The 23,731-nt window shown below is 51.5% G+C and carries 24 protein-coding genes; 18 read left to right on the top strand and 6 right to left on the bottom strand.

Annotated features, from left to right (window positions below):
* Positions 1-35 precede the first annotated feature (35 nt).
* From ispU to tilS, 15 genes are all read left to right on the top strand, one after another.
* A complete protein-coding gene (gene ispU / locus C1192_RS12060) occupies positions 36-794 on the top strand; it encodes a (2E,6E)-farnesyl-diphosphate-specific ditrans,polycis-undecaprenyl-diphosphate synthase (protein WP_001517776.1) in 759 nt (252 codons plus the stop codon).
* 12 nt (positions 795-806) lie between these two features.
* A complete protein-coding gene (gene cdsA / locus C1192_RS12055; protein WP_000922453.1) occupies positions 807-1,664 on the top strand; it encodes a phosphatidate cytidylyltransferase in 858 nt (285 codons plus the stop codon).
* Positions 1,665-1,675: 11 nt separating this feature from the next.
* Positions 1,676-3,028 carry a sigma E protease regulator RseP gene (gene rseP, locus C1192_RS12050; protein ID WP_038354615.1) on the top strand — a complete coding sequence of 451 codons (1,353 nt, stop codon included), beginning with the start codon at positions 1,676-1,678 and terminating at the stop codon, positions 3,026-3,028.
* A 29-nt stretch (positions 3,029-3,057) separates the two neighbouring features.
* Complete coding sequence (bamA, locus tag C1192_RS12045; protein ID WP_038354614.1) at positions 3,058-5,490, top strand: outer membrane protein assembly factor BamA; 2,433 nt, start codon at positions 3,058-3,060, stop codon at positions 5,488-5,490.
* A gap of 121 nt (positions 5,491-5,611) precedes the next feature.
* Positions 5,612-6,097, top strand: coding sequence for a molecular chaperone Skp (gene skp, locus C1192_RS12040; RefSeq protein ID WP_000758958.1), 486 nt, complete (start codon positions 5,612-5,614; stop codon positions 6,095-6,097).
* A 3-nt stretch (positions 6,098-6,100) separates the two neighbouring features.
* Positions 6,101-7,126 carry a UDP-3-O-(3-hydroxymyristoyl)glucosamine N-acyltransferase gene (lpxD, locus tag C1192_RS12035; RefSeq protein WP_001139277.1) on the top strand — a complete coding sequence of 342 codons (1,026 nt, stop codon included), beginning with the start codon at positions 6,101-6,103 and terminating at the stop codon, positions 7,124-7,126.
* Positions 7,127-7,230: 104 nt separating this feature from the next.
* Positions 7,231-7,686, top strand: a complete 456-nt coding sequence (fabZ, locus tag C1192_RS12030) for a 3-hydroxyacyl-ACP dehydratase FabZ (RefSeq protein ID WP_000210739.1) — start codon at positions 7,231-7,233, stop codon at positions 7,684-7,686.
* Positions 7,687-7,689: 3 nt separating this feature from the next.
* Entirely contained in the window at positions 7,690-8,478 is a 789-nt protein-coding gene (gene lpxA / locus C1192_RS12025; protein WP_000565976.1) for an acyl-ACP--UDP-N-acetylglucosamine O-acyltransferase, read from the top strand.
* Entirely contained in the window at positions 8,478-9,626 is a 1,149-nt protein-coding gene (lpxB, locus tag C1192_RS12020; RefSeq protein WP_038354613.1) for a lipid-A-disaccharide synthase, read from the top strand. The genes lpxA and lpxB overlap by 1 nt, the downstream gene beginning before the upstream one ends.
* Positions 9,623-10,219, top strand: a complete 597-nt coding sequence (gene rnhB, locus C1192_RS12015; RefSeq protein WP_000569435.1) for a ribonuclease HII — start codon at positions 9,623-9,625, stop codon at positions 10,217-10,219. Before lpxB ends, rnhB begins: the two co-directional genes overlap by 4 nt.
* 36 nt (positions 10,220-10,255) lie before the next feature.
* The gene (dnaE, locus tag C1192_RS12010; RefSeq protein WP_001294787.1) at positions 10,256-13,738 is read left to right on the top strand and encodes a DNA polymerase III subunit alpha; all 3,483 of its coding nucleotides are present in this window, start codon (positions 10,256-10,258) and stop codon (positions 13,736-13,738) included.
* Positions 13,739-13,750: 12 nt separating this feature from the next.
* On the top strand, positions 13,751-14,710 hold the full coding sequence (gene accA / locus C1192_RS12005; RefSeq protein WP_000055741.1) for an acetyl-CoA carboxylase carboxyl transferase subunit alpha: 960 nt from the start codon (positions 13,751-13,753) through the stop codon (positions 14,708-14,710).
* Between the two features lie 222 nt (positions 14,711-14,932).
* The gene (locus C1192_RS12000; RefSeq protein WP_000644312.1) at positions 14,933-15,187 is read left to right on the top strand and encodes a DUF4282 domain-containing protein; all 255 of its coding nucleotides are present in this window, start codon (positions 14,933-14,935) and stop codon (positions 15,185-15,187) included.
* 289 nt (positions 15,188-15,476) lie between these two features.
* The gene (locus C1192_RS11990) at positions 15,477-15,866 is read left to right on the top strand and encodes a VOC family protein (RefSeq protein ID WP_038354612.1); all 390 of its coding nucleotides are present in this window, start codon (positions 15,477-15,479) and stop codon (positions 15,864-15,866) included.
* Positions 15,867-15,930: 64 nt separating this feature from the next.
* Positions 15,931-17,226, top strand: a complete 1,296-nt coding sequence (gene tilS, locus C1192_RS11985; protein WP_038354611.1) for a tRNA lysidine(34) synthetase TilS — start codon at positions 15,931-15,933, stop codon at positions 17,224-17,226.
* Between the two features lie 51 nt (positions 17,227-17,277).
* Here tilS and rof read toward each other — a convergent pair whose 3' ends face one another.
* Both rof and C1192_RS11975 read right to left on the bottom strand, forming a co-directional pair.
* Entirely contained in the window at positions 17,278-17,538 is a 261-nt protein-coding gene (gene rof / locus C1192_RS11980; RefSeq protein ID WP_001517780.1) for a Rho-binding antiterminator, read from the bottom strand.
* Positions 17,525-17,725 carry a YaeP family protein gene (locus C1192_RS11975; RefSeq protein WP_000417058.1) on the bottom strand — a complete coding sequence of 67 codons (201 nt, stop codon included), beginning with the start codon at positions 17,723-17,725 and terminating at the stop codon, positions 17,525-17,527. The genes rof and C1192_RS11975 overlap by 14 nt, the downstream gene beginning before the upstream one ends.
* Before the next feature lie 165 nt (positions 17,726-17,890).
* On the opposite strand from C1192_RS11975, the gene C1192_RS11970 reads away from it, so the two are divergent.
* From C1192_RS11970 to nlpE, 3 genes are read left to right on the top strand one after another with little or no spacing between them, the layout of a single operon-like run.
* Positions 17,891-18,436 carry a YaeQ family protein gene (locus C1192_RS11970; protein ID WP_038354610.1) on the top strand — a complete coding sequence of 182 codons (546 nt, stop codon included), beginning with the start codon at positions 17,891-17,893 and terminating at the stop codon, positions 18,434-18,436.
* Positions 18,433-18,855, top strand: a complete 423-nt coding sequence (arfB, locus tag C1192_RS11965; protein ID WP_000635552.1) for an alternative ribosome rescue aminoacyl-tRNA hydrolase ArfB — start codon at positions 18,433-18,435, stop codon at positions 18,853-18,855. Before C1192_RS11970 ends, arfB begins: the two co-directional genes overlap by 4 nt.
* A 13-nt stretch (positions 18,856-18,868) precedes the next feature.
* Positions 18,869-19,579, top strand: a complete 711-nt coding sequence (gene nlpE / locus C1192_RS11960) for an envelope stress response activation lipoprotein NlpE (RefSeq protein ID WP_038354609.1) — start codon at positions 18,869-18,871, stop codon at positions 19,577-19,579.
* A 255-nt stretch (positions 19,580-19,834) separates the two neighbouring features.
* Here the strand turns inward: nlpE and C1192_RS11955 are convergent, their stop codons facing one another.
* The 4 genes from C1192_RS11955 to rcsF all read right to left on the bottom strand — a co-directional run bounded on the left by C1192_RS11955 (position 19,835) and on the right by rcsF (position 23,648).
* A complete protein-coding gene (locus tag C1192_RS11955) occupies positions 19,835-20,659 on the bottom strand; it encodes a YaeF family permuted papain-like enzyme (protein ID WP_016249636.1) in 825 nt (274 codons plus the stop codon).
* 52 nt (positions 20,660-20,711) lie between these two features.
* The gene (gene proS, locus C1192_RS11950) at positions 20,712-22,430 is read right to left on the bottom strand and encodes a proline--tRNA ligase (RefSeq protein ID WP_001260711.1); all 1,719 of its coding nucleotides are present in this window, start codon (positions 22,428-22,430) and stop codon (positions 20,712-20,714) included.
* A 109-nt stretch (positions 22,431-22,539) separates the two neighbouring features.
* Positions 22,540-23,247 (bottom strand): tRNA (N6-threonylcarbamoyladenosine(37)-N6)-methyltransferase TrmO, encoded by a 708-nt coding sequence (gene tsaA, locus C1192_RS11945; protein WP_038354608.1) that lies wholly within the window; start codon positions 23,245-23,247, stop codon positions 22,540-22,542.
* Positions 23,244-23,648 carry an envelope stress sensor lipoprotein RcsF gene (gene rcsF, locus C1192_RS11940; RefSeq protein WP_001202319.1) on the bottom strand — a complete coding sequence of 135 codons (405 nt, stop codon included), beginning with the start codon at positions 23,646-23,648 and terminating at the stop codon, positions 23,244-23,246. Before rcsF ends, tsaA begins: the two co-directional genes overlap by 4 nt.
* Positions 23,649-23,731: the final 83 nt, after the last annotated feature.

Here is a 23,731-nt window from a genome sequence, read left to right as displayed (position 1 = left end):
TACCGTAAACCCTTTCAGGGAATAAGAAACGCGTGATGTTGTCTGCTACTCAACCACTTAGCGAAAAATTGCCAGTTCATGGCTGTCGCCATGTCGCGATCATTATGGATGGCAACGGGCGCTGGGCAAAAAAGCAAGGGAAAATTCGTGCCTTCGGGCATAAAGCCGGGGCTAAATCGGTCCGTCGGGCGGTCTCTTTTGCGGCCAACAACGGTATTGAGGCGTTAACGCTGTATGCCTTTAGTAGTGAAAACTGGAACCGACCAGCGCAGGAAGTCAGTGCGTTAATGGAACTGTTTGTGTGGGCGCTTGATAGCGAAGTAAAAAGCCTGCATCGGCATAACGTGCGTCTGCGTATTATTGGCGATACCAGTCGCTTTAACTCGCGTTTGCAAGAACGTATTCGTAAATCTGAAGCGTTAACTGCCGGGAATACCGGTCTGACGTTGAATATTGCGGCGAACTACGGTGGACGTTGGGATATAGTCCAGGGCGTCAGGCAACTGGCTGAAAAGGTGCAGCAAGGAAATCTGCAACCGGATCAGATAGATGAAGAGATGCTAAACCAGCATGTCTGTATGCATGAACTGGCCCCTGTAGATTTAGTAATTAGGACTGGGGGAGAGCATCGCATTAGTAACTTTTTGCTTTGGCAAATTGCCTATGCCGAACTTTACTTTACAGATGTTCTCTGGCCCGATTTCGATGAACAAGACTTTGAAGGGGCGTTAAATGCCTTTGCTAATCGAGAGCGTCGTTTCGGCGGCACCGAGCCTGGTGATGAAACAGCCTGATGGGGGTCGCTTTTGCTGAAGTATCGCCTGATATCTGCTTTTGTTTTAATACCCGTAGTCATCGCGGCACTGTTTCTGTTGCCGCCGGTGGGGTTCGCTATTGTTACGCTGGTGGTCTGTATGCTGGCAGCGTGGGAATGGGGACAGCTTAGCGGTTTTACCACTCGCTCGCAGCGGGTATGGCTGGCGGTGCTGTGCGGGTTATTGCTGGCGCTGATGCTTTTTCTGTTGCCAGAATATCACCGAAATATCCATCAACCGCTGGTTGAAGTCTCGCTTTGGGCTTCGCTTGGCTGGTGGGTTGCTGCGTTGTTATTGGTGTTATTCTACCCCGGTTCTGCGGCAATCTGGCGAAACTCCAAAACATTGCGCATTATCTTTGGTGTATTAACCATTGTTCCCTTCTTTTGGGGCATGCTGGCGTTACGGACATGGCACTATGACGAGAATCATTACAGTGGCGCGATATGGCTGCTCTATGTCATGATCCTGGTCTGGGGAGCCGACTCTGGCGCATATATGTTTGGCAAATTGTTTGGCAAACATAAGTTGGCACCGAAGGTTTCTCCAGGCAAGACCTGGCAGGGCTTTATTGGCGGACTCGCGACCGCAGCGGTAATCTCATGGGGTTACGGCATGTGGGCGAATTTGAACGTTGCACCTATCACCTTACTCATTTGCTCTATTGTCGCGGCGTTAGCCTCAGTGTTAGGCGACTTGACCGAGAGCATGTTTAAGCGTGAAGCAGGAATTAAGGACAGCGGTCATTTAATTCCAGGACACGGCGGTATTTTGGATCGTATTGATAGCCTGACGGCTGCGGTGCCGGTCTTTGCTTGTCTGTTGTTGCTGGTATTCAGGACGCTTTGACGGAAGGTATTATGCTGAGTTTTCTCTGGGATTTGGCTTCGTTCATCGTTGCACTGGGTGTGCTTATCACCGTGCATGAATTTGGTCATTTCTGGGTTGCCCGGCGTTGTGGTGTCCGCGTTGAGCGATTCTCGATAGGCTTTGGTAAGGCGCTCTGGCGCCGGACTGATAAGTCAGGCACTGAATATGTCATCGCCCTGATCCCGTTGGGCGGTTATGTCAAAATGCTGGATGAGCGCGCAGAACCGGTTGTTCCGGAACTCCGCCACCAGGCCTTCAATAATAAATCTGTCGGCCAACGTGCGGCGATTATAGCCGCAGGTCCGGTTGCAAACTTCATTTTTGCTATCTTTGCCTACTGGCTGGTTTTTATCATTGGCGTGCCTGGTGTTCGTCCGGTGGTTGGCGAAATATTACCCAACTCGATAGCTGCGCAAGCACAAATTGCACCAGGTACGGAACTAAAAGCTGTTGATGGTATCGAAACGCCTGATTGGGATGCTGTGCGTTTGCAGTTGGTCGATAAAATTGGCGATGAAAGTACCACCGTTACCGTAGCACCATTCGGCAGCGACCTGCGACGCGATGTAAGGCTCGATTTACGTCACTGGGCGTTTGAGCCTGATAAAGAAGATCCTGTATCTTCTTTGGGGATTCGTCCCCGTGGGCCGCAAATTGAACCTGTACTGGAAAATGTGCAGCCAAACTCAGCGGCAAGCAAGGCGGGTTTGCAAGCAGGCGACAGGATCGTTAAAGTCGATGGTCAGCCATTAACGCAATGGGTGGCGTTTGTGATGCTTGTCCGGGATAACCCGGGTAAAGCCTTAGCGTTGGAAATTGAAAGGCAGGGGAGTCCCTTGTCTTTAACATTAGTCCCGGAGAGCAAACCGGGTAATGGCAAGGCGATTGGCTTTGTCGGTATTGAGCCGAAAGTCATTCCTTTGCCAGATGAGTATAAAGTTGTACGCCAGTATGGGCCGTTCAACGCCATCGTCGAAGCCACGGACAAAACGTGGCAGTTGATGAAGCTGACGGTCAGTATGCTGGGAAAATTGATCACCGGTGATGTGAAACTGAACAACCTCAGTGGGCCGATCTCTATCGCCAAGGGGGCTGGGATGACAGCGGAACTCGGGGTTGTTTATTATCTGCCGTTTCTTGCGCTTATTAGCGTGAACTTAGGGATAATTAACCTGTTTCCGTTGCCCGTACTTGACGGGGGGCATCTGCTGTTCCTTGCGATCGAAAAGATCAAGGGCGGACCGGTATCCGAGCGGGTTCAAGACTTTTGTTATCGCATTGGCTCGATTCTGCTGGTGTTGTTAATGGGGCTTGCACTTTTCAATGATTTCTCTCGGTTATGAGAGTTAGTTAGGAAGAACGCATAATAACGATGGCGATGAAAAAGTTGCTCATAGCGTCGCTGCTGTTTAGCAGCGCCACCGTATACGGTGCTGAAGGGTTCGTAGTGAAAGACATTCATTTCGAAGGCCTTCAGCGTGTCGCCGTTGGTGCGGCCCTCCTCAGTATGCCGGTGCGCACAGGCGACACGGTTAATGATGAAGATATCAGTAATACCATTCGCGCTCTGTTTGCTACCGGCAACTTTGAGGATGTTCGCGTCCTTCGTGATGGTGATACCCTTCTGGTTCAGGTAAAAGAACGTCCGACCATTGCCAGCATCACTTTCTCCGGTAACAAATCGGTGAAAGATGACATGCTGAAGCAAAACCTCGAGGCTTCTGGCGTGCGTGTGGGCGAATCTCTTGATCGCACCACCATTGCTGATATCGAAAAAGGTCTGGAAGACTTCTACTACAGCGTCGGTAAATACAGCGCCAGCGTAAAAGCTGTCGTGACACCACTGCCGCGTAACCGTGTTGACCTTAAAGTGGTGTTCCAGGAAGGTGTGTCAGCAGAAATCCAGCAAATCAACATTGTTGGTAACCATGCTTTCACCACCGACGAACTGATCTCTCATTTCCAACTGCGTGACGAAGTGCCGTGGTGGAACGTGGTAGGTGATCGTAAATACCAGAAACAGAAACTGGCGGGCGATCTTGAAACCCTGCGCAGTTACTATCTGGATCGCGGTTATGCCCGTTTCAACATTGACTCGACTCAGGTCAGTCTGACGCCTGATAAGAAAGGTATCTACGTCACGGTGAACATCACCGAAGGCGATCAGTATAAGCTCTCTGGTGTTGAAGTGAGCGGCAATCTTGCCGGCCACTCCGCTGAAATTGAGCAACTGACGAAAATCGAGCCGGGTGAGCTGTATAACGGCACCAAAGTGACCAAAATGGAAGATGATATTAAAAAGCTTCTCGGTCGCTATGGTTATGCCTATCCGCGCGTACAGTCGATGCCTGAAATTAACGATGCCGACAAAACCGTTAAATTACGTGTGAATGTCGATGCGGGTAACCGTTTCTACGTGCGTAAGATCCGTTTTGAAGGTAACGACACATCGAAAGATGCCGTCCTGCGCCGTGAAATGCGCCAGATGGAAGGTGCCTGGTTAGGCAGCGATTTGGTTGATCAGGGCAAAGAACGTCTGAATCGTCTGGGCTTCTTTGAAACGGTTGATACCGATACCCAACGTGTTCCGGGTAGTCCGGACCAGGTTGATGTGGTTTACAAGGTCAAAGAACGTAACACCGGTAGCTTCAACTTCGGTATTGGTTACGGTACAGAAAGTGGCGTGAGCTTCCAGGCGGGCGTACAGCAGGATAACTGGTTAGGTACGGGTTATGCTGTTGGTATTAACGGTACTAAAAACGATTACCAGACCTATGCTGAACTGTCCGTTACCAACCCATACTTCACTGTAGATGGCGTAAGCCTTGGTGGTCGTGTCTTCTATAATGACTTCCAGGCAGATGACGCCGACCTGTCCGACTATACCAACAAGAGTTATGGTACAGACGTGACGTTAGGCTTCCCGGTTAACGAATACAACTCGCTGCGTGCAGGTCTGGGTTATGTACATAACTCCTTGTCTAACATGCAGCCGCAGGTCGCGATGTGGCGTTATCTCTACTCTATGGGTGAACATCCGAGCACCTCTGATCAAGATAACAGCTTCAAAACGGACGACTTCACGTTCAACTATGGCTGGACCTATAACAAGCTCGACCGTGGTTACTTCCCGACGGATGGTTCGCGTGTCAACCTGACGGGTAAAGTGACCATTCCGGGATCGGATAACGAATACTACAAAGTGACGTTAGACACGGCGACCTATGTGCCGATCGACGACGATCACAAATGGGTTGTGCTGGGCCGTACTCGTTGGGGTTACGGTGATGGCTTAGGCGGCAAAGAGATGCCGTTCTATGAAAACTTCTATGCCGGTGGTTCCAGCACCGTGCGTGGCTTCCAGTCCAACACCATTGGTCCGAAAGCGGTTTACTTCCCTCATCAGGCCAGTAATTATGATCCGGACTACGACTACGAATGTGCGACTCAGGACGGCGCAAAAGATCTGTGTAAATCGGATGATGCTGTAGGCGGTAACGCCATGGCGGTTGCCAGCCTCGAACTCATCACCCCGACACCGTTCATTAGCGACAAGTATGCTAACTCAGTCCGCACTTCCTTCTTCTGGGATATGGGTACTGTTTGGGATACAAACTGGGATTCCAGCCAATATTCTGGATATCCGGACTATAGTGATCCAAGCAATATCCGTATGTCTGCGGGTATCGCATTACAATGGATGTCCCCATTGGGGCCGTTGGTGTTCTCCTACGCCCAGCCGTTCAAAAAGTACGATGGAGACAAAGCAGAACAGTTCCAGTTTAACATTGGTAAAACCTGGTAAGTGTTCTCCACAAAGGAATGTAGTGGTAGTGTAGCGATGACTTTTGGCGATCTTTATAAGATCGCCGGGCCACGCAAAGAACTGCACCTTCCGGTGCAAATGGGATGGTAAGGAGTTTATTGTGAAAAAGTGGTTATTAGCTGCAGGTCTCGGTTTAGCACTGGCAACTTCTGCTCAGGCGGCTGACAAAATTGCAATCGTCAATATGGGTAGCCTGTTCCAGCAGGTAGCACAGAAAACCGGTGTTTCTAACACGCTGGAAAATGAGTTCAAAGGCCGTGCCAGCGAACTGCAGCGTATGGAAACCGATCTGCAGGCTAAAATGAAAAAGCTGCAGTCCATGAAAGCCGGTAGCGATCGTACTAAGCTGGAAAAAGACGTGATGGCTCAGCGCCAGACTTTTGCTCAGAAAGCGCAGGCTTTTGAACAAGATCGCGCACGTCGTTCCAACGAAGAACGCGGCAAACTGGTTACTCGTATCCAGACTGCTGTGAAATCCGTTGCCAGCAGCCAGAGCATCGATCTGGTTGTTGATGCAAACGCCGTTGCTTACAACAGCAGCGATGTAAAAGACATCACTGCCGACGTACTGAAACAGGTTAAATAAGTAATGCCTTCAATTCGACTGGCTGATTTAGCGCAGCAGTTGGATGCAGAACTACACGGTGATGGCGATATCGTCATCACCGGCGTTGCGTCCATGCAATCTGCACAAACAGGTCATATTACGTTCATGGTTAATCCTAAATACCGTGAACATTTAGGCTTGTGCCAGGCGTCCGCGGTTGTGATGACCCAGGACGATCTTCCTTTCGCGAAAAGTGCCGCACTGGTAGTGAAGAATCCCTACCTGACTTACGCGCGCATGGCGCAAATTTTAGATACCACGCCGCAGCCCGCGCAGAACATTGCACCAAGTGCGGTGATTGATGCAACGGCGAAGCTGGGTAACAACGTCTCAATTGGCGCTAACGCGGTCATTGAGTCCGGCGTTGAGCTGGGTGATAACGTGATTATCGGTGCCGGTTGCTTCGTTGGTAAAAACAGCAAAATCGGCGCAGGTTCGCGCCTTTGGGCGAACGTAACCATTTACCATGAGATCCAGATCGGTCAGAATTGCCTGATCCAATCCGGAACTGTGATCGGTGCAGACGGCTTTGGCTATGCCAACGATCGTGGTAACTGGGTGAAGATCCCACAGATTGGTCGCGTGATTATTGGCGATCGCGTGGAGATTGGTGCCTGTACTACCATCGATCGCGGCGCGCTGGATGACACGGTGATCGGCAATGGCGTGATCATTGATAATCAGTGTCAGATTGCACATAACGTCGTGATTGGCGACAATACGGCGGTTGCCGGTGGCGTCATTATGGCGGGCAGCCTGAAAATTGGTCGTTACTGCATGATCGGCGGTGCCAGCGTAATCAACGGGCATATGGAAATATGCGATAAAGTGACGGTTACGGGCATGGGTATGGTGATGCGTCCTATTACTGAACCTGGCGTCTATTCCTCAGGCATTCCGCTGCAACCCAACAAAGTCTGGCGCAAAACCGCTGCACTGGTGATGAACATTGATGATATGAGCAAGCGTCTGAAATCGCTTGAGCGCAAGGTTAATCAGCAAGACTAACGTTCCATCTATTGTTCGCCAAACTTTACGGCCTGTCTCATTCTTACGATTGCGGCAGGCCGTGTTATTATTATCGTTTCTTATATTTTGACAGGAAGAGTATCTTGACTACTAACACTCATACTCTGCAGATTGAAGAGATTTTAGAACTTCTACCGCACCGTTTCCCATTCTTACTGGTGGATCGCGTGCTGGATTTTGAAGAAGGTCGTTTTCTGCGCGCAGTTAAAAATGTCTCTGTCAATGAGCCATTCTTCCAGGGCCATTTCCCTGGAAAACCGATTTTCCCGGGAGTGCTGATTCTGGAAGCTATGGCACAGGCAACAGGTATTCTGGCGTTTAAAAGCGTAGGAAAACTGGAACCGGGTGAACTTTACTACTTCGCCGGTATTGATGAAGCGCGCTTCAAGCGCCCGGTTGTACCAGGCGATCAAATGATCATGGAAGTCACTTTCGAAAAAACGCGCCGTGGCCTGACCCGTTTTAAAGGGGTTGCTCTGGTCGACGGTAAGGTAGTTTGCGAAGCAACGATGATGTGTGCTCGTAGCCGGGAGGCCTGATACGTGATTGATAAATCCGCCTTTGTGCATCCAACCGCCATTGTGGAAGAGGGCGCGTCGATTGGTGCCAACGCTCACATTGGTCCTTTTTGTATCGTTGGACCCCATGTCGAAATTGGTGAGAATACCGTACTGAAATCTCACGTTGTCGTGAATGGTCATACTAAAATTGGCCGCGACAATGAGATTTATCAGTTCGCCTCCATCGGTGAAGTTAACCAGGATCTGAAATATGCTGGCGAACCGACCCGTGTGGAGATTGGCGATCGTAACCGCATTCGCGAAAGCGTCACCATTCATCGTGGCACAGTCCAGGGCGGTGGATTGACGAAGGTGGGCAGCGACAACTTACTGATGATCAATGCGCACATTGCGCACGATTGTACGGTAGGTAACCGCTGCATTCTCGCCAACAACGCAACGCTGGCGGGGCACGTATCGGTAGACGACTTTGCGATCATCGGCGGCATGACCGCAGTCCATCAGTTCTGCATCATTGGTGCGCATGTGATGGTTGGCGGTTGCTCCGGTGTGGCACAGGACGTCCCTCCTTATGTCATTGCGCAGGGTAACCACGCAACGCCGTTCGGTGTCAATATCGAAGGGCTGAAGCGCCGCGGATTCAGCCGTGAGGCGATTACCGCTATCCGCAATGCGTACAAGCTGATTTATCGCAGCGGTAAAACGCTTGATGAAGTGAAACCGGAAATTGCTGAACTGGCGGAAACGCATCCGGAAGTGAAAGCCTTTGCCGATTTCTTTGCTCGCTCAACGCGCGGTCTGATTCGTTAATGGCTGAACAGAGTCCATTAACGATTGCCCTGGTCGCCGGAGAAACCTCCGGCGATATCCTGGGAGCCGGTTTAATCCGCGCTCTGAAAGAACGTGTGCCCAACGCCCGCTTTGTCGGTGTTGCCGGGCCACGGATGCAGGCTGAAGGCTGCGAAGCCTGGTACGAAATGGAAGAACTGGCGGTGATGGGCATTGTTGAAGTGCTTGGTCGTCTGCGTCGCTTACTGCATATTCGTGCCGATCTGACAAAGCGTTTTGGCGAACTGAAGCCAGATGTTTTTGTTGGCATTGATGCGCCTGACTTCAATATTACCCTCGAAGGTAACCTCAAAAAGCAGGGTATCAAAACCATTCATTATGTCAGTCCGTCCGTGTGGGCGTGGCGACAGAAACGCGTTTTCAAAATAGGCAGAGCCACTGATTTAGTCCTCGCATTTCTGCCTTTCGAAAAAGCGTTTTACGACAAATACAACGTGTCGTGCCGTTTTATCGGCCACACAATGGCTGATGCCATGCCGTTAGATCCAGATAAAAATGCCGCACGAGATGTGTTGGGGATCCCTCACGATGCCCACTGCCTGGCGTTGCTGCCGGGGAGCCGTGGCGCGGAAGTCGAAATGCTTAGTGCCGATTTCCTGAAAACGGCCCAGCTTTTGCGCCAGACATATCCGGATCTTGAGATTGTGGTGCCGCTGGTGAATGCCAAACGCCGCGAGCAGTTTGAACGCATCAAAGCTGAAGTCGCGCCAGACCTGTCGGTTCATTTGCTGGATGGGATGGGCCGTGAGGCGATGGTCGCCAGCGATGCGGCGCTACTGGCGTCGGGCACGGCAGCACTGGAGTGTATGCTGGCGAAATGCCCGATGGTGGTGGGCTATCGTATGAAGCCTTTCACCTTCTGGCTGGCGAAACGGCTGGTGAAAACTGATTATGTCTCACTGCCAAATTTGCTGGCGGGCAGAGAGTTAGTCAAAGAGTTATTGCAGGAAGAGTGTGAGCCGCAAAAACTGGCTGCGGCGCTGTTACCGCTGTTGGCGAATGGTAAAACCAGCCATGCGATGCACGACACTTTCCGCGAGCTGCATCAGCAGATCCGCTGCAATGCCGATGAGCAGGCGGCACAGGCCGTTCTGGAGTTAGCACAATGATCGAATTTGTTTATCCGCATACGCAGCTTGTTGCAGGTGTGGATGAAGTTGGGCGCGGGCCGTTGGTCGGTGCGGTCGTTACCGCTGCCGTGATCCTCGATCCGGCGCGCCCGATTGTCGGGTTGAATGATTCCAAAAAGCTGAGTGAAAAACGCCGTCTGGCGCTCTGTGAAGAGATCAAAGAGAAGGCGTTAAGCTGGAGTCTGGGTCGCGCGGAACCTCATGAAATCGACGAACTGAATATTTTACACGCAACCATGCTGGCGATGCAGCGTGCCGTAGCGGGGCTGCATATTGCGCCGGAATATGTGTTGATTGATGGTAACCGCTGCCCGAAATTACCGATGCCATCGATGGCGGTTGTTAAAGGCGACAGTCGCGTGCCGGAAATCAGTGCGGCGTCTATCCTGGCGAAAGTGACACGCGATGCTGAAATGGCGGAGCTGGACATCATTTACCCACAATATGGATTTGCCCAACACAAAGGGTATCCAACGGCTTTTCATCTGGAAAAACTGGCTGAACACGGTGCGACCGAACACCATCGGCGCAGCTTTGGCCCTGTCAAACGCGCACTGGGACTTGCGTCCTGATTCTTGTGTCGAGATTAAGTAAACCGGAATCTGAAGATGTCTGAACCACGTTTCGTTCACCTACGGGTGCACAGCGACTACTCGATGATCGATGGTCTGGCAAAAACCGCGCCGCTGGTAAAAAAGGCGGCGGCGTTGGGGATGCCGGCACTGGCGATCACTGATTTCACCAACCTTTGCGGTCTGGTGAAGTTCTACGGAGCGGGACATGGCGCAGGGATTAAGCCTATCGTCGGGGCGGATTTTAATGTCCAGTGCGACCTGCTGGGTGATGAGTTAACCCACCTGACGGTGCTGGCGGCGAACAATACCGGCTATCAGAATCTGACGTTGCTGATCTCAAAAGCGTATCAGCGCGGGTATGGTGCCGCCGGGCCGATCATCGATCGCGACTGGCTTATCGAATTAAACGAAGGGTTGATCCTCCTCTCCGGCGGACGCATGGGCGACGTCGGGCGCAGCCTTTTGCGTGGTAACAGCGCACTGGTAGATGAGTGTGTCGCGTTTTATGAAGAGCACTTCCCGGATCGCTATTTTCTCGAATTGATTCGCACCGGCAGGCCGGATGAAGAAAGCTATTTGCACGCGGCGGTGGAACTGGCGGAAAGGCGCGGTTTGCCTGTTGTGGCAACCAACGACGTGCGCTTTATTGACAGCAGTGATTTCGACGCGCACGAAATCCGCGTCGCGATCCACGACGGCTTTACCCTCGACGATCCCAAACGTCCGCGTAACTATTCGCCGCAGCAATATATGCGTAGCGAAGAGGAGATGTGCGAGCTGTTTGCCGACATCCCGGAAGCTCTTGCTAACACCGTGGAGATTGCCAAACGTTGTAACGTGACCGTGCGTCTTGGTGAATACTTCCTGCCGCAGTTCCCGACCGGGGACATGAGCACCGAAGATTATCTGGTTAAGCGAGCAAAAGAAGGTCTGGAAGAGCGTCTGGCATTTTTATTCCCTGACGAAGAAGAACGTCTTAAGCGCCGCCCGGAATATGACGAGCGTCTGGATACTGAACTCCAGGTTATCAACCAGATGGGCTTCCCTGGCTACTTCCTCATCGTTATGGAATTTATCCAGTGGTCGAAGGATAACGGTGTACCGGTAGGGCCTGGCCGTGGTTCCGGTGCGGGGTCACTGGTGGCCTACGCGCTGAAAATCACTGACCTCGATCCGCTAGAATTCGACCTGCTGTTCGAACGTTTCCTTAACCCGGAACGTGTCTCCATGCCTGACTTCGACGTTGACTTCTGTATGGAGAAACGCGACCAGGTTATCGAACATGTGGCGGACATGTACGGTCGCGATGCGGTATCGCAGATCATCACCTTCGGTACTATGGCGGCAAAAGCGGTGATCCGCGACGTAGGTCGCGTGCTGGGGCATCCGTATGGCTTTGTCGATCGTATCTCGAAACTGATCCCGCCAGATCCGGGGATGACGCTGGCGAAAGCGTTTGAAGCCGAGCCGCAGTTGCCAGAAATTTACGAAGCGGATGAAGAAGTTAAGGCGCTGATCGACATGGCGCGTAAACTGGAAGGGGTTACCCGTAACGCGGGTAAACACGCCGGTGGGGTGGTTATCGCGCCGACCAAAATTACCGATTTTGCGCCGCTTTATTGCGATGAAGAAGGCAAACATCCGGTCACTCAGTTTGATAAAAGCGACGTTGAATACGCCGGACTGGTGAAGTTCGACTTCCTCGGCCTGCGTACTCTCACCATCATCAACTGGGCGCTGGAGATGATCAACAAGCGGCGGGCGAAAAATGGCGAGCCGCCGCTGGATATCGCCGCGATCCCGCTGGATGACAAGAAAAGTTTCGACATGCTGCAACGCTCGGAAACCACAGCGGTATTCCAGCTTGAATCGCGCGGCATGAAAGATTTGATCAAGCGTCTACAACCTGACTGCTTCGAAGATATGATCGCACTGGTGGCGCTGTTCCGCCCAGGTCCGTTGCAATCAGGGATGGTGGATAACTTTATCGACCGTAAACATGGTCGCGAGGAGATCTCCTACCCAGACGTGCAGTGGCAGCATGAAAGCCTGAAACCGGTTCTGGAGCCAACTTACGGTATTATCCTGTATCAGGAACAGGTAATGCAGATTGCCCAGGTACTTTCTGGCTATACCCTCGGCGGCGCGGATATGCTGCGTCGTGCGATGGGTAAGAAAAAGCCGGAAGAGATGGCCAAGCAGCGTTCTGTTTTTGCCGAAGGTGCAGAAAAGAACGGCATCAATGCCGAACTGGCGATGAAAATCTTCGACCTGGTAGAGAAATTCGCGGGTTACGGATTTAACAAATCGCACTCTGCGGCCTATGCTTTGGTGTCTTATCAAACGTTATGGCTGAAAGCGCACTATCCGGCAGAGTTTATGGCGGCGGTAATGACTGCCGATATGGACAATACCGAGAAAGTGGTTGGCCTGGTGGATGAGTGCTGGCGGATGGGCCTTAAAATCCTGCCGCCAGATATAAACTCCGGTCTTTACCATTTCCACGTCAACGATGACGGGGAAATCGTGTATGGTATTGGCGCTATCAAAGGGGTGGGTGAAGGGCCAATTGAGGCCATCATCGAAGCCCGTAATAAAGGTGGCTACTTCCGCGAACTGTTTGATCTTTGTGCCCGTACCGACACCAAAAAACTGAACCGGCGGGTGCTGGAAAAACTGATCATGTCAGGGGCATTTGACCGCCTGGGGCCACATCGCGCGGCGTTAATGAACTCGCTGGGCGATGCGTTAAAAGCGGCAGATCAACACGCGAAAGCGGAAGCCATCGGCCAGGCCGATATGTTCGGCGTGCTGGCAGAAGAGCCGGAACAAATTGAACAATCCTACGCTAGCTGCCAGCCGTGGCCGGAGCAGGTGGTGTTAGATGGGGAGCGCGAAACGTTGGGTCTGTACCTGACGGGCCACCCGATCAACCAGTATTTAAAAGAGATTGAGCGTTATGTCGGAGGCGTAAGGCTGAAAGACATGCACCCGACAGAACGTGGTAAAGTCACCACGGCTGCGGGGCTCGTTGTTGCCGCGCGGGTTATGGTCACCAAGCGCGGCAATCGTATCGGTATCTGCACGCTGGATGACCGTTCCGGGCGGCTGGAAGTGATGTTATTTACTGACGCCCTGGATAAATACCAGCAATTGCTGGAAAAAGACCGCATACTTATCGTCAGCGGACAGGTCAGCTTTGATGACTTCAGCGGTGGGCTTAAAATGACCGCTCGCGAAGTGATGGATATTGACGAAGCCCGGGAAAAATATGCTCGCGGGCTTGCTATCTCGCTGACGGACAGGCAAATTGATGACCAGCTTTTAAACCGACTCCGTCAGTCTCTGGAACCCCACCGCTCTGGGACAATTCCAGTACATCTCTACTATCAGAGGGCGGATGCACGTGCACGGTTGCGTTTTGGCGCGACGTGGCGTGTCTCTCCGAGCGATCGTTTGTTAAACGATCTCCGTGGCCTCATTGGTTCGGAGCAGGTGGAACTGGAGTTTGACTAATACAGGAATACTATGAGTCTGAATTTCCTTGATTTTGAACAGCCGATTGCAGAACTGGAAGCGAAAATCGATTCTCTGACTGCGGTTAGCCGCCAGGATGAGAAACTGGATATTAACATCGATGAAGAAGTGCATCGTCTGCGTGAAAAAAGCGTAGAACTGACGCGTAAAATCTTCGCCGATCTCGGTGCATGGCAGATTGCCCAACTGGCACGCCATCCACAGCGCCCTTATACCCTGGATTACGTTCGCCTGGCATTTGATGAATTTGACGAACTGGCAGGCGACCGCGCGTATGCAGATGACAAAGCTATCGTCGGTGGTATCGCCCGTCTTGACGGTCGTCCGGTGATGATCATTGGTCATCAGAAAGGCCGTGAAACCAAAGAGAAAATTCGTCGTAACTTTGGTATGCCAGCGCCAGAAGGTTACCGCAAAGCACTGCGTCTGATGCAAATGGCTGAACGCTTTAAGATGCCAATCATCACCTTTATCGACACCCCTGGGGCTTATCCGGGTGTGGGCGCAGAAGAACGTGGTCAGTCTGAAGCCATCGCGCGTAACCTGCGTGAAATGTCTCGCCTCGGCGTACCGGTCGTTTGTACGGTTATCGGTGAAGGTGGTTCTGGCGGTGCGCTGGCCATTGGCGTGGGCGATAAAGTGAATATGCTGCAATACAGCACCTATTCCGTTATCTCGCCGGAAGGTTGTGCCTCTATCCTCTGGAAGAGCGCAGACAAGGCCCCGCTGGCGGCTGAAGCGATGGGCATCATCGCTCCGCGTCTGAAAGAACTGAAACTGATTGACTCCATCATCCCGGAACCGCTGGGCGGCGCTCACCGTAACCCGGAAGCGATGGCTGCGTCTCTGAAAGCGCAACTGCTGGCGGATCTGGCCGATCTCGACGTGTTAAGCACTGAAGATTTAAAAAATCGTCGTTATCAGCGACTGATGAGCTACGGTTACGCGTAATCAGCAAATTTTCTGAAAAGGGTCACTTCGGTGGCCTTTTTTTCTATGTAGTTTATTTAGTCATATTATAAATACATTTAGATAATCTTTCTTTCGTTTTCCCCTGCCATAAAATTCTTGAACTCATGTTGATAACTCCGATTTCGGAGGCATATACAAATATACACAGTGGTCAAAAATAATATAACTTTATCAATCTCATAGAATTTTTAAGGATAAAATATGAAAGCAATTTTAGGATTTGATCATCTTCTTATGCCGCGTGTTCTGGTGTTTTTTTACTGGCTGGCTATGGTGCTGACACTGATAGGCGGTGTCTTCTCCATATTTAGCGGAAACATTATCTTAGGGGTAGCTTATACCGTCATTGGCCTTATAAGCTGTCGTATGACTTTCGAATTAATTATGATAGCGTTTAAGAATAACGAATATTTGCGCCGCATTGCCGAGAGTGTTAGCAAGAATAGCGCAGAGTAATCTCCCGCAAAGCGCTTCACCAAACCGCATCTCAACCGCTATTACAGGCGTTTGAGATGTTGTTTTAAAATCAGAGTATACTCTAAATAATTCGAGTTGCAGGAAGGCGACAAGCGAGTGAATCACCAGGAGCTTACATAAGTAAGTGACTGGTGTGAGCGAACGCAGACGCAGCACATGCAACTTAAAGTATGACGAGTATAAATGTCTGATTCATCTTTCCTGTAATTTGTGCGTATTATCAATATATAGTGATGCACGTGCGTATCATATCAATGCAGGAGATTCTATGTTGGGTTTAAAACAGGTTCACCATATTGCGATTATTGCGACGGATTATGCGGTGAGCAAAGCCTTCTACTGCGATATTCTCGGCTTCACGCTGCAAAGCGAAGTTTATCGCGAAGCGCGTGATTCGTGGAAAGGGGATTTGGCGCTTAACGGGCAGTACGTGATTGAGCTTTTCTCATTTCCATTCCCACCGGAGCGCCCCAGCCGACCGGAAGCCTGCGGCCTGCGCCATCTGGCATTTAGCGTTGATGATATTGATACGGCAGTGGCGCACCTTGAAAGCCATAATGTGAAATGTGAAGCGATACGTGTCGACCCGTATACGCAAAAACGCTTTACGTTCTTTAACGATCCTGACGGGCTGCCACTGGAACTGTATGAGCTGTAAGGCTTGTCATCGCCGCATTTGCCCGGTAACGTGCCGGGCATCTCTATTGTAGATTCGCACTATCATGACACTCACGCTGAATACTCAACTTCTCGCCTCACGCCAGATTCTGGTGGCCTTTAGTGGCGGACTGGACTCCACCGTTTTACTGCATCAACTGGTGCAGTGGCGGGCTGAAAATCCGGACGTCACGTTACGCGCTATCCATGTGCATCACGGTTTAAGTGCTAATGCTGATGCCTGGGTCGTGCATTGTGAAAATATCTGCCAGCAGTGGCAGGTGCAGCTGGTGGTTGAGCGCGTGCAGCTTGCGCAAGAGGGGTTAGGCATTGAGGCCCAGGCACGGCAGGCGCGTTATCAGGCATTTGCCCGAACGCTGTTACCCGGAGAAGTTCTGGTCACTGCACAACATCTTAACGATCAATGTGAAACCTTTTTGCTGGCGTTAAAACGTGGCAGTGGCCCTGCCGGGCTTTCCGCTATGGGAGAAGTATCTGATTTTGCCGGAACCCGGCTTATCCGCCCGTTGCTCACTCGCACACGTGGAGAGCTGGAGCAGTGGGCACATAAACATGGCTTACGCTGGATTGAAGACGAAAGTAATCAGGACGATAGCTACGATCGTAACTTCCTGCGCCTGCACGTGGTGCCGTTATTACAGCAGCGTTGGCCGCATTTTGCCGAAGCAACGGCACGCAGCGCCACGCTTTGCGCTGAACAAGAGAGCCTGTTGGATGAACTGCTGGCGGATGATTTAGCGCACTGCCAAACGTCGCAGGGAACGCTACAGATTGCGCCAATGATGGCGATGAGCGATGTCCGCCGCGCGGCGATTATCCGCCGCTGGCTGGCTGGGCTGAATGCGCCGATGCCTTCCCGCGATGCGCTGGTACGGATTTGGCAAGAAGTTGCACTGGCGCGGGAAGATGCTTCCCCCTGTTTGCGCTTTGGCGCGTTTGAAATCCGTCGCTATCTGTCGCAACTGTGGTGGATTAAATCCGTTGCCGGACAAAGCGAAACCATTGTGCCGTGGCTGGCGTGGCAACAGCCGCTGGAATTACCGGCTGATCTGGGAAGTGTGCAGTTTACTGCGGGAGGAGATATTCGTCCTCCGCGTGCTGACGAAGCGGTTAGCGTTCGTTTTAAGGCGTCGGGATTGCTGCACATTGTCGGGCGCAACGGTGGACGTAAGTTAAAGAAAATCTGGCAGGAACTGGGTGTGCCGCCGTGGCTGCGTGATACTACGCCACTGCTGTTTTATGGCGAAACGTTGATTGCGGCAGCGGGAATTTTTGTTACACGTGAAGGCTTTTCTGAAGATGAGGCTGGTGTAAGTTTTTTCTGGCAGAGAAATAGTTAGTTCAGCGTAGCCGGATAAGACGCGCTATGCGTCGCATCCGGCAAAAGTGAATCAGGACTCACTCACCACTACCGTACCGATTTCCGGATGGCTAAAGCTGGTAATTTTATCCAGTCGCAATTCGCGGGTTTCGCCAGCGACATCGACGACCAGATATTCCACATTTTTGCGGGACACTAAATCATTGGCTTTACCCTGCAATTTTTCGCCATCTTTCAGCTCCAGCGTCAGCAACAGGTGATGCTGGCAGGCGAGCTCAAGATTATCGTAATCATCACAATTGATAGGTTGATACGTATCATTCATTGACATAATCGCTCACCAGTAAGTTTGCCGCAGCGTATGCTGCTTTTTCCCTGACAGCCTCTGAAAGGGCATCGTCGGCAGCCATTTCATTCAGCACTTTCAAAACGCAGCCCAGCGCGTCCGGAACGTATCCTAAGTCTCCGCTGGCGATTTCCGCGTACCGCTTGCGTATTAACTCACAATATTTTTCCACATGCCCTCCTGTCAGCACTCTGACTTAACCGTGGATGCAAGTCTAAGCCTACGAAGATAAACCCTGTTTCGCAAGGTGACTATACCACACTCATTTCTGCAATATCAGCGCCGCAACTGCACGTATTCCGTTACAATGGCCTCCTGATTCGAAAGGAGTTTTCTTATGGCGCTTAAAGCGACAATTTATAAAGCGACGGTTAATGTGGCCGATCTTGACCGCAACCAGTTTCTCGATGCCTCTCTGACGCTGGCGCGCCACCCTTCAGAAACTCAGGAGCGCATGATGCTGCGCCTTCTGGCATGGCTGAAATATGCCGATGAACGTCTGCAATTTACCCGTGGTTTGTGTGCCGATGACGAGCCGGAAGCGTGGCTGCGTAATGATCATTTAGGTATTGATTTGTGGATTGAACTGGGGCTGCCGGACGAGCGGCGAATTAAGAAAACCTGCACCCAGGCCGCGGAAGTGGCGCTGTTTGCCTATAATAGTCGGGCGGCGCAGATCTGGTGGCAGCAAAATCAGAACAAATGCGCGCAGTTTGCCAATCTTTTCGTCTGGTATCTGGACGACGAGCAACTGGCAAAAGTGAGTGCCTTTGCCGATCGCACCATGACACTACAGGCAACGATTCAGGACGGCATTATCTGGTTATCGGATGATAAGAATAATCTGGAAGTAAACTTAACTGTCTGGCAACAACCGTCATGATTGTGATTTCCCGACATGTTGCTATCCCCGATGGCGAGCTTGAGATCACCGCCATTCGTGCTCAGGGGGCGGGCGGGCAGCATGTCAATAAGACCTCAACGGCTATTCATCTGCGTTTTGACATTCGGGCCTCCAGCCTGCCAGAGTATTACAAAGAGCGCCTGCTCGCCGCCAGCCATCACCTGATTAGTAGTGATGGTGTGATTGTCATTAAGGCTCAGGAATACCGCAGCCAGGAACTGAACCGCGAAGCGGCGCTGGCCCGACTGGTGGCAGTGATTAAAGAATTAACAACGGTACAAAAATCCCGACGACCGACGCGACCTACCCGTGCATCGAAAGAGCGCAGGCTGGTATCGAAAGCACAAAAATCAACCGTGAAGGCGTTGCGTGGCAAAGTGCGCAGCGGTCGGGAATAAAAAGAAGGAATTGATGGTGAGAAAAGCGATAGTAGCAGCGATGACTGTAATCAGTCTCTTTACTCTAATGGGATGTAATAATCGGGCCGAAGTAGATATGCTTTCCCCAGCGCAGGCCGCCGAGCTGAAACCGATGCCGCAAAGCTGGCGTGGTGTGCTGCCGTGTGCTGATTGTGAAGGGATCGAAACCTCTTTGTTTCTCGAAAAAGATGGAACCTGGGTAATGAATGAGCGCTATCTGGGCGCTCGTGAAGAGCCTTCATCTTTTGCTTCCTACGGTACATGGGCGAGAACCGCAGACAAACTTGTATTAACCGATACTAAAGGCGAAAAGTCATATTATCGGGCAAAAGGTGATGCGCTGGAGATGCTCGATCGTGAAGGTAATCCGATTGAATCGCAGTTCAACTACACACTGGAACCGGCAAAATCCAGCTTGCCCATGACGCCGATGACCATGCGTGGCATGTATTTTTATATGGCTGACGCAGCAACTTTTACTGATTGTGCGACCGGAAAACGATTCGCGGTGGCAAATAACGCAGAGCTGGAACGAGGCTATCTGGCTGCTCGCGGCAGCAGTGAAAAAACGGTGCTGCTGTCAGTAGAAGGTCACTTTACGCTTGAGGCTAATCCGGATATCGGGGCACCGACTAAGGTATTAGCGCCCGATACGGCTGGTAAATTTTTCCCGAACCAGGATTGCAGTAGTTTGGGGCAGTAAACCTGCTTGTGGCAGAAACAAACGCAAAATTGCCTGATGCGCTACGCTTATCAGGCCTACAGAGTAGATTGCAATGTTTTGAATTAGCACGATTTTGTAGGTCGAATAAGATGTTCACACCGCATCCGGCATTCTGTGCACAACGCCTGATGCGACGCTGGCGCGTCTTATCATGCCTACAAAACACCCCCATTCCTTAGGAGTGATCAAACGTTTAATCCACATCCGGCATAAACACTCTGAGACTGGCTTTTATCACCGGGTCAGTCCAACGAAGCGACCCGTTTTGATATAAATCCCTGGTTTCAGATGCCCAACATACTGTAACTGTGCTTCTGGCCTAAACGCAGAGACATCGCCAGCACGCATATGCATCAGATCGGCAGGACTAATCCAACCTGACTGCGCCAGCGTAAGCGGATGCCCGGCTTTGGCAAATGCATCCGTGACAAATTCCGAACAAAACCACGATTTTTTGTCCCCCTCGCCAACACTGCTTAACTGCGCTTTCGCCAGGCCGCTGACGCACTGTTGGCGGAAATCTGCGGAAAAAGGATTCAGTGAGCACATCTGGCGGGTCACCATAAACGGAATAAATTCGACAATGCCGCGATAGTTATACCCGCTATCTTTGATTTTGTTGGCGAACGCGGTGATATCTGTGGCTTGTTGCGGGGTAAGATCCGGGGCTCGTAAGACGAAAAGCTTATCACTATGCTTCATGGCTTTTTTCAGGGAAACAATCTGGACGCCAGCGCCTGTCGCTTCTGCGACGTTATTATCACCTAAATAGATGGCAACGTGACTCACCGAGGAAGTGCTGAAGACGCGGATACCGAATGAGGTTACCCCAAGGCTTGAGGAGAACAGCAAATCGCCGGGCTTGAGGTCAGATTCAGTTATTTCAGTTATTGATTGTTCGGTAAAAGAGCTTTGATGCTGGAATTTGACTGCCCATGTTTTCGCCTCGGCATCTACCGCTGTGGCTGATGAGTCTGGCTGACTAATATCAACGGTACAGGCCGAAAGTAAAAGAAAGCAAGGGAGAAGCAGACGACAGTACGCCTTTGGTTTATTCATTTTATACAATCCATGTAAAAAAGGGTCCTGAAATTCAGGACCCTTTCTGGCATCAGCCTTTAATCTGTTTCACCAGATAATCGACGATGTCACCGGTCTTAATTAATTGCTTCTCGCCGTTACGACGGTATTTGTATTCGATATCGTCGTTGTCGAGGTTACGGTCGCCCAGCACGATAGTGTGTGGAATACCGATCAGTTCCATATCGGCAAACATCACGCCCGGACGTTCTTTACGGTCATCCAGCAGGACTTCGATTCCCTGCGCACGCAGTTCGCTGTAAAGTTTCTCGGCCAGTTCTTGTACGCGGAAGGATTTGTGCATGTTCATCGGCAGAATAGCTACCTGGAACGGTGCGATCGCGTCAGGCCATACGATGCCGCGCTCGTCGTAGTTTTGCTCAATCGCCGCAGCCACTACACGCGTAACCCCAATACCGTAGCAACCCATAGTCAGGATCTGGTTGCGGCCATCTTCGCCCTGTACGGAGGCTTTCAGAGCTTCAGAATACTTAGTACCCAACTGGAAGATGTGACCGACTTCGATACCGCGTTTGATCAGCAGCGTACCCTGACCATCCGGGCTTGGATCGCCAGCCACTACGTTACGGATGTCAGCAACTTCCGGGGTTGCGACATCGCGATCCCAGTTGATACCAAAGTAGTGTTTACCGTCGATGTTAGCACCGGCAGCAAAATCACTCATCGCCGCAACGGTACGGTCAATTACAACCGGAATCGGCATGTTTACCGGACCCAGTGAACCCGGGCCTGCTTTAACGACGGCACGAATTTCTTCTTCGGTTGCGAAAGTCAGCGGGCTGGCAACCTGCGGCAGTTTCTCCGCTTTTACTTCGTTCAGTTCGTGGTCACCGCGCACCAGCAGCGCAACCAGCGGGAAGCTGCTGCCTTCAACGGCTTTAACCAGCAGTGTTTTAACGGTTTTTTCAATCGGCAGATTGAACTGTTCAACCAGTTCAGCGATGGTTTTCGCGTTCGGTGTATCAACCAGCGTCATTTCCTGAGTTGCAGCAGCGCGCGGTTCTTTCGGCGCGATAGCTTCTGCCAGTTCAATGTTAGCTGCGTAGTCAGAGGTGTCGGAGAAGACCACATCATCTTCACCGCTCTGTGCCAGCACCTGGAATTCGTGAGAGGCGCTGCCGCCGATAGAACCGGTGTCGGCCTGTACGGCGCGGAAATCCAGCCCCATACGACTGAAGATTTTGCTGTAGGCCGCATACATTGCATCGTAGGTTTCCTGCAAGGATTCCTGAGAAGTGTGGAAAGAGTAAGCATCTTTCATCAGGAATTCGCGGGAACGCATGACGCCGAAACGTGGACGAACTTCATCACGGAACTTGGTCTGGATCTGATAGAAGTTCAGCGGTAACTGTTTGTAAGAACTCAGCTCATTACGAATCAGGTCGGTAATAACTTCTTCATGAGTTGGGCCGAGTACGAACGGACGCTCGCCACGGTCAACAAAACGCAGCAGTTCCGGACCGTACTGTTCCCAACGACCACTCTCTTGCCACAGATCGGCTGGCTGAACCACTGGCATCGACACCTCGATCGCACCGGCGTTGTTCATCTCTTCACGCACGATGTTTTCGACTTTTTTCAGAACGCGCACGCCGGTCGGCAGCCAGGTATATAACCCGGAGGCCAGCTTGCGGATCATCCCGGCGCGTAGCATCAGTTGATGGCTGATCACCTCGGCGTCGGCAGGTGTCTCCTTGAGAGTGGAGAGCAGGTATTGGCTAGTACGCATGTTGTTACGGTTCCAGTTGGAAGGTAGAACAGGCTCAAGGCGAGCCTGGGACAAAAAAGTGATTTAGTTTACCAGTGCAGAAGAAATGTCAAAAGAGAAGGGCGTGAATTTAACGCGCTTCCAGCGCAAAGACTTCAAAACCAGTCTCGGTGACTCGCCAGCGGACGTTAAAATCATGCAGCCAGACGGCATAGGTTTTACCCGTGTCTTCACCTTTACGATAGGCCGGGCGCGGGTCCTGCGCCAGTACTTCGCGGATAAACAGCGTTAACTGCGGATAACGCTTCTCCAGCGTCAAAAGTTGCTTTTCGACGTCTGCGGTAAATCTCACCGCCATCTCTGCTGCTGGCGCGCTTTGCGCATAGCTGGCGCTGGCATCGGGAAGCGATTCGGCAAAGGGGAGGTAAGGTTTTATATCCACCACCGGCGTACCATCGACCAGATCCAGACCGCCGAGCTTCAGAATCACGTTATCTTTATGGCAAACAACCTCTTTCAGCTCTACCAGTGACATCCCAATCGGGTTAGGGCGAAAAGTAGAACGCGTGGCGAAAACGCCCATTCTGGCGTTACCGCCGAGACGAGGCGGACGCACAGTCGGGCGCCAGCCACCTTCCATCGTTTGATGAAAGACGAAAAGGATCCATAAATGGCTGAACGCTTCCAGGCCGCGTACGGCATCGGCCTGGTTGTAAGGAGCAATAAGGTGCAGTTCTCCGTTGGCGCTTTTTACCAGCCCAGGCTGGCGCGGAACGGCGAATTTTTCTTTATAGGGTGAGCGAATAACACCTATTTGATCAAACTGGAAACTGCTCATTTCGCCGTAATGTTAAGCGCTGAACCGATGCACACAGCCTGACGATAGCAGCCTGGCGTACCGCTGGTGACTTCACAGCTATGCAGTAATACCGCATTGGCTTTCATTTTGGAGGCATTGATTTGCATCCGCTTACGTGCGGTTGGGATGCTCGGTGGAGAATCCTGATTAGAGGCCTGGCAAGAGTCGCCACTGACTTCACCGAGATCGCGGAACGGTTTGCCGACTAATTCTTCAGCATTGGTATAAATTCGGACCGGCGTGGCGCGCGGCGCTTTCGGTTTTGCAGGCTCCGCTTTCGGCTGGGGTGCAGTGCTTTGAACGGATTCGACAGGGGATCTGCTTAACATAGAACAGCCGCTTAGCATGAGTGCTAATAAACAGATCGGTAAAGCACGCATAGTATTTCCTCAATGTATGATCAAAACGTCAATATTGAATCAGGCGCTTGTAAAAATGACAAGACGGGCAAGCGCCCGTCCTG

The organism is Escherichia marmotae, assembly GCF_002900365.1.
GTDB lineage: Bacteria > Pseudomonadota > Gammaproteobacteria > Enterobacterales > Enterobacteriaceae > Escherichia > Escherichia marmotae.
This window is presented reverse-complemented; position numbering and strand designations above follow the sequence as displayed.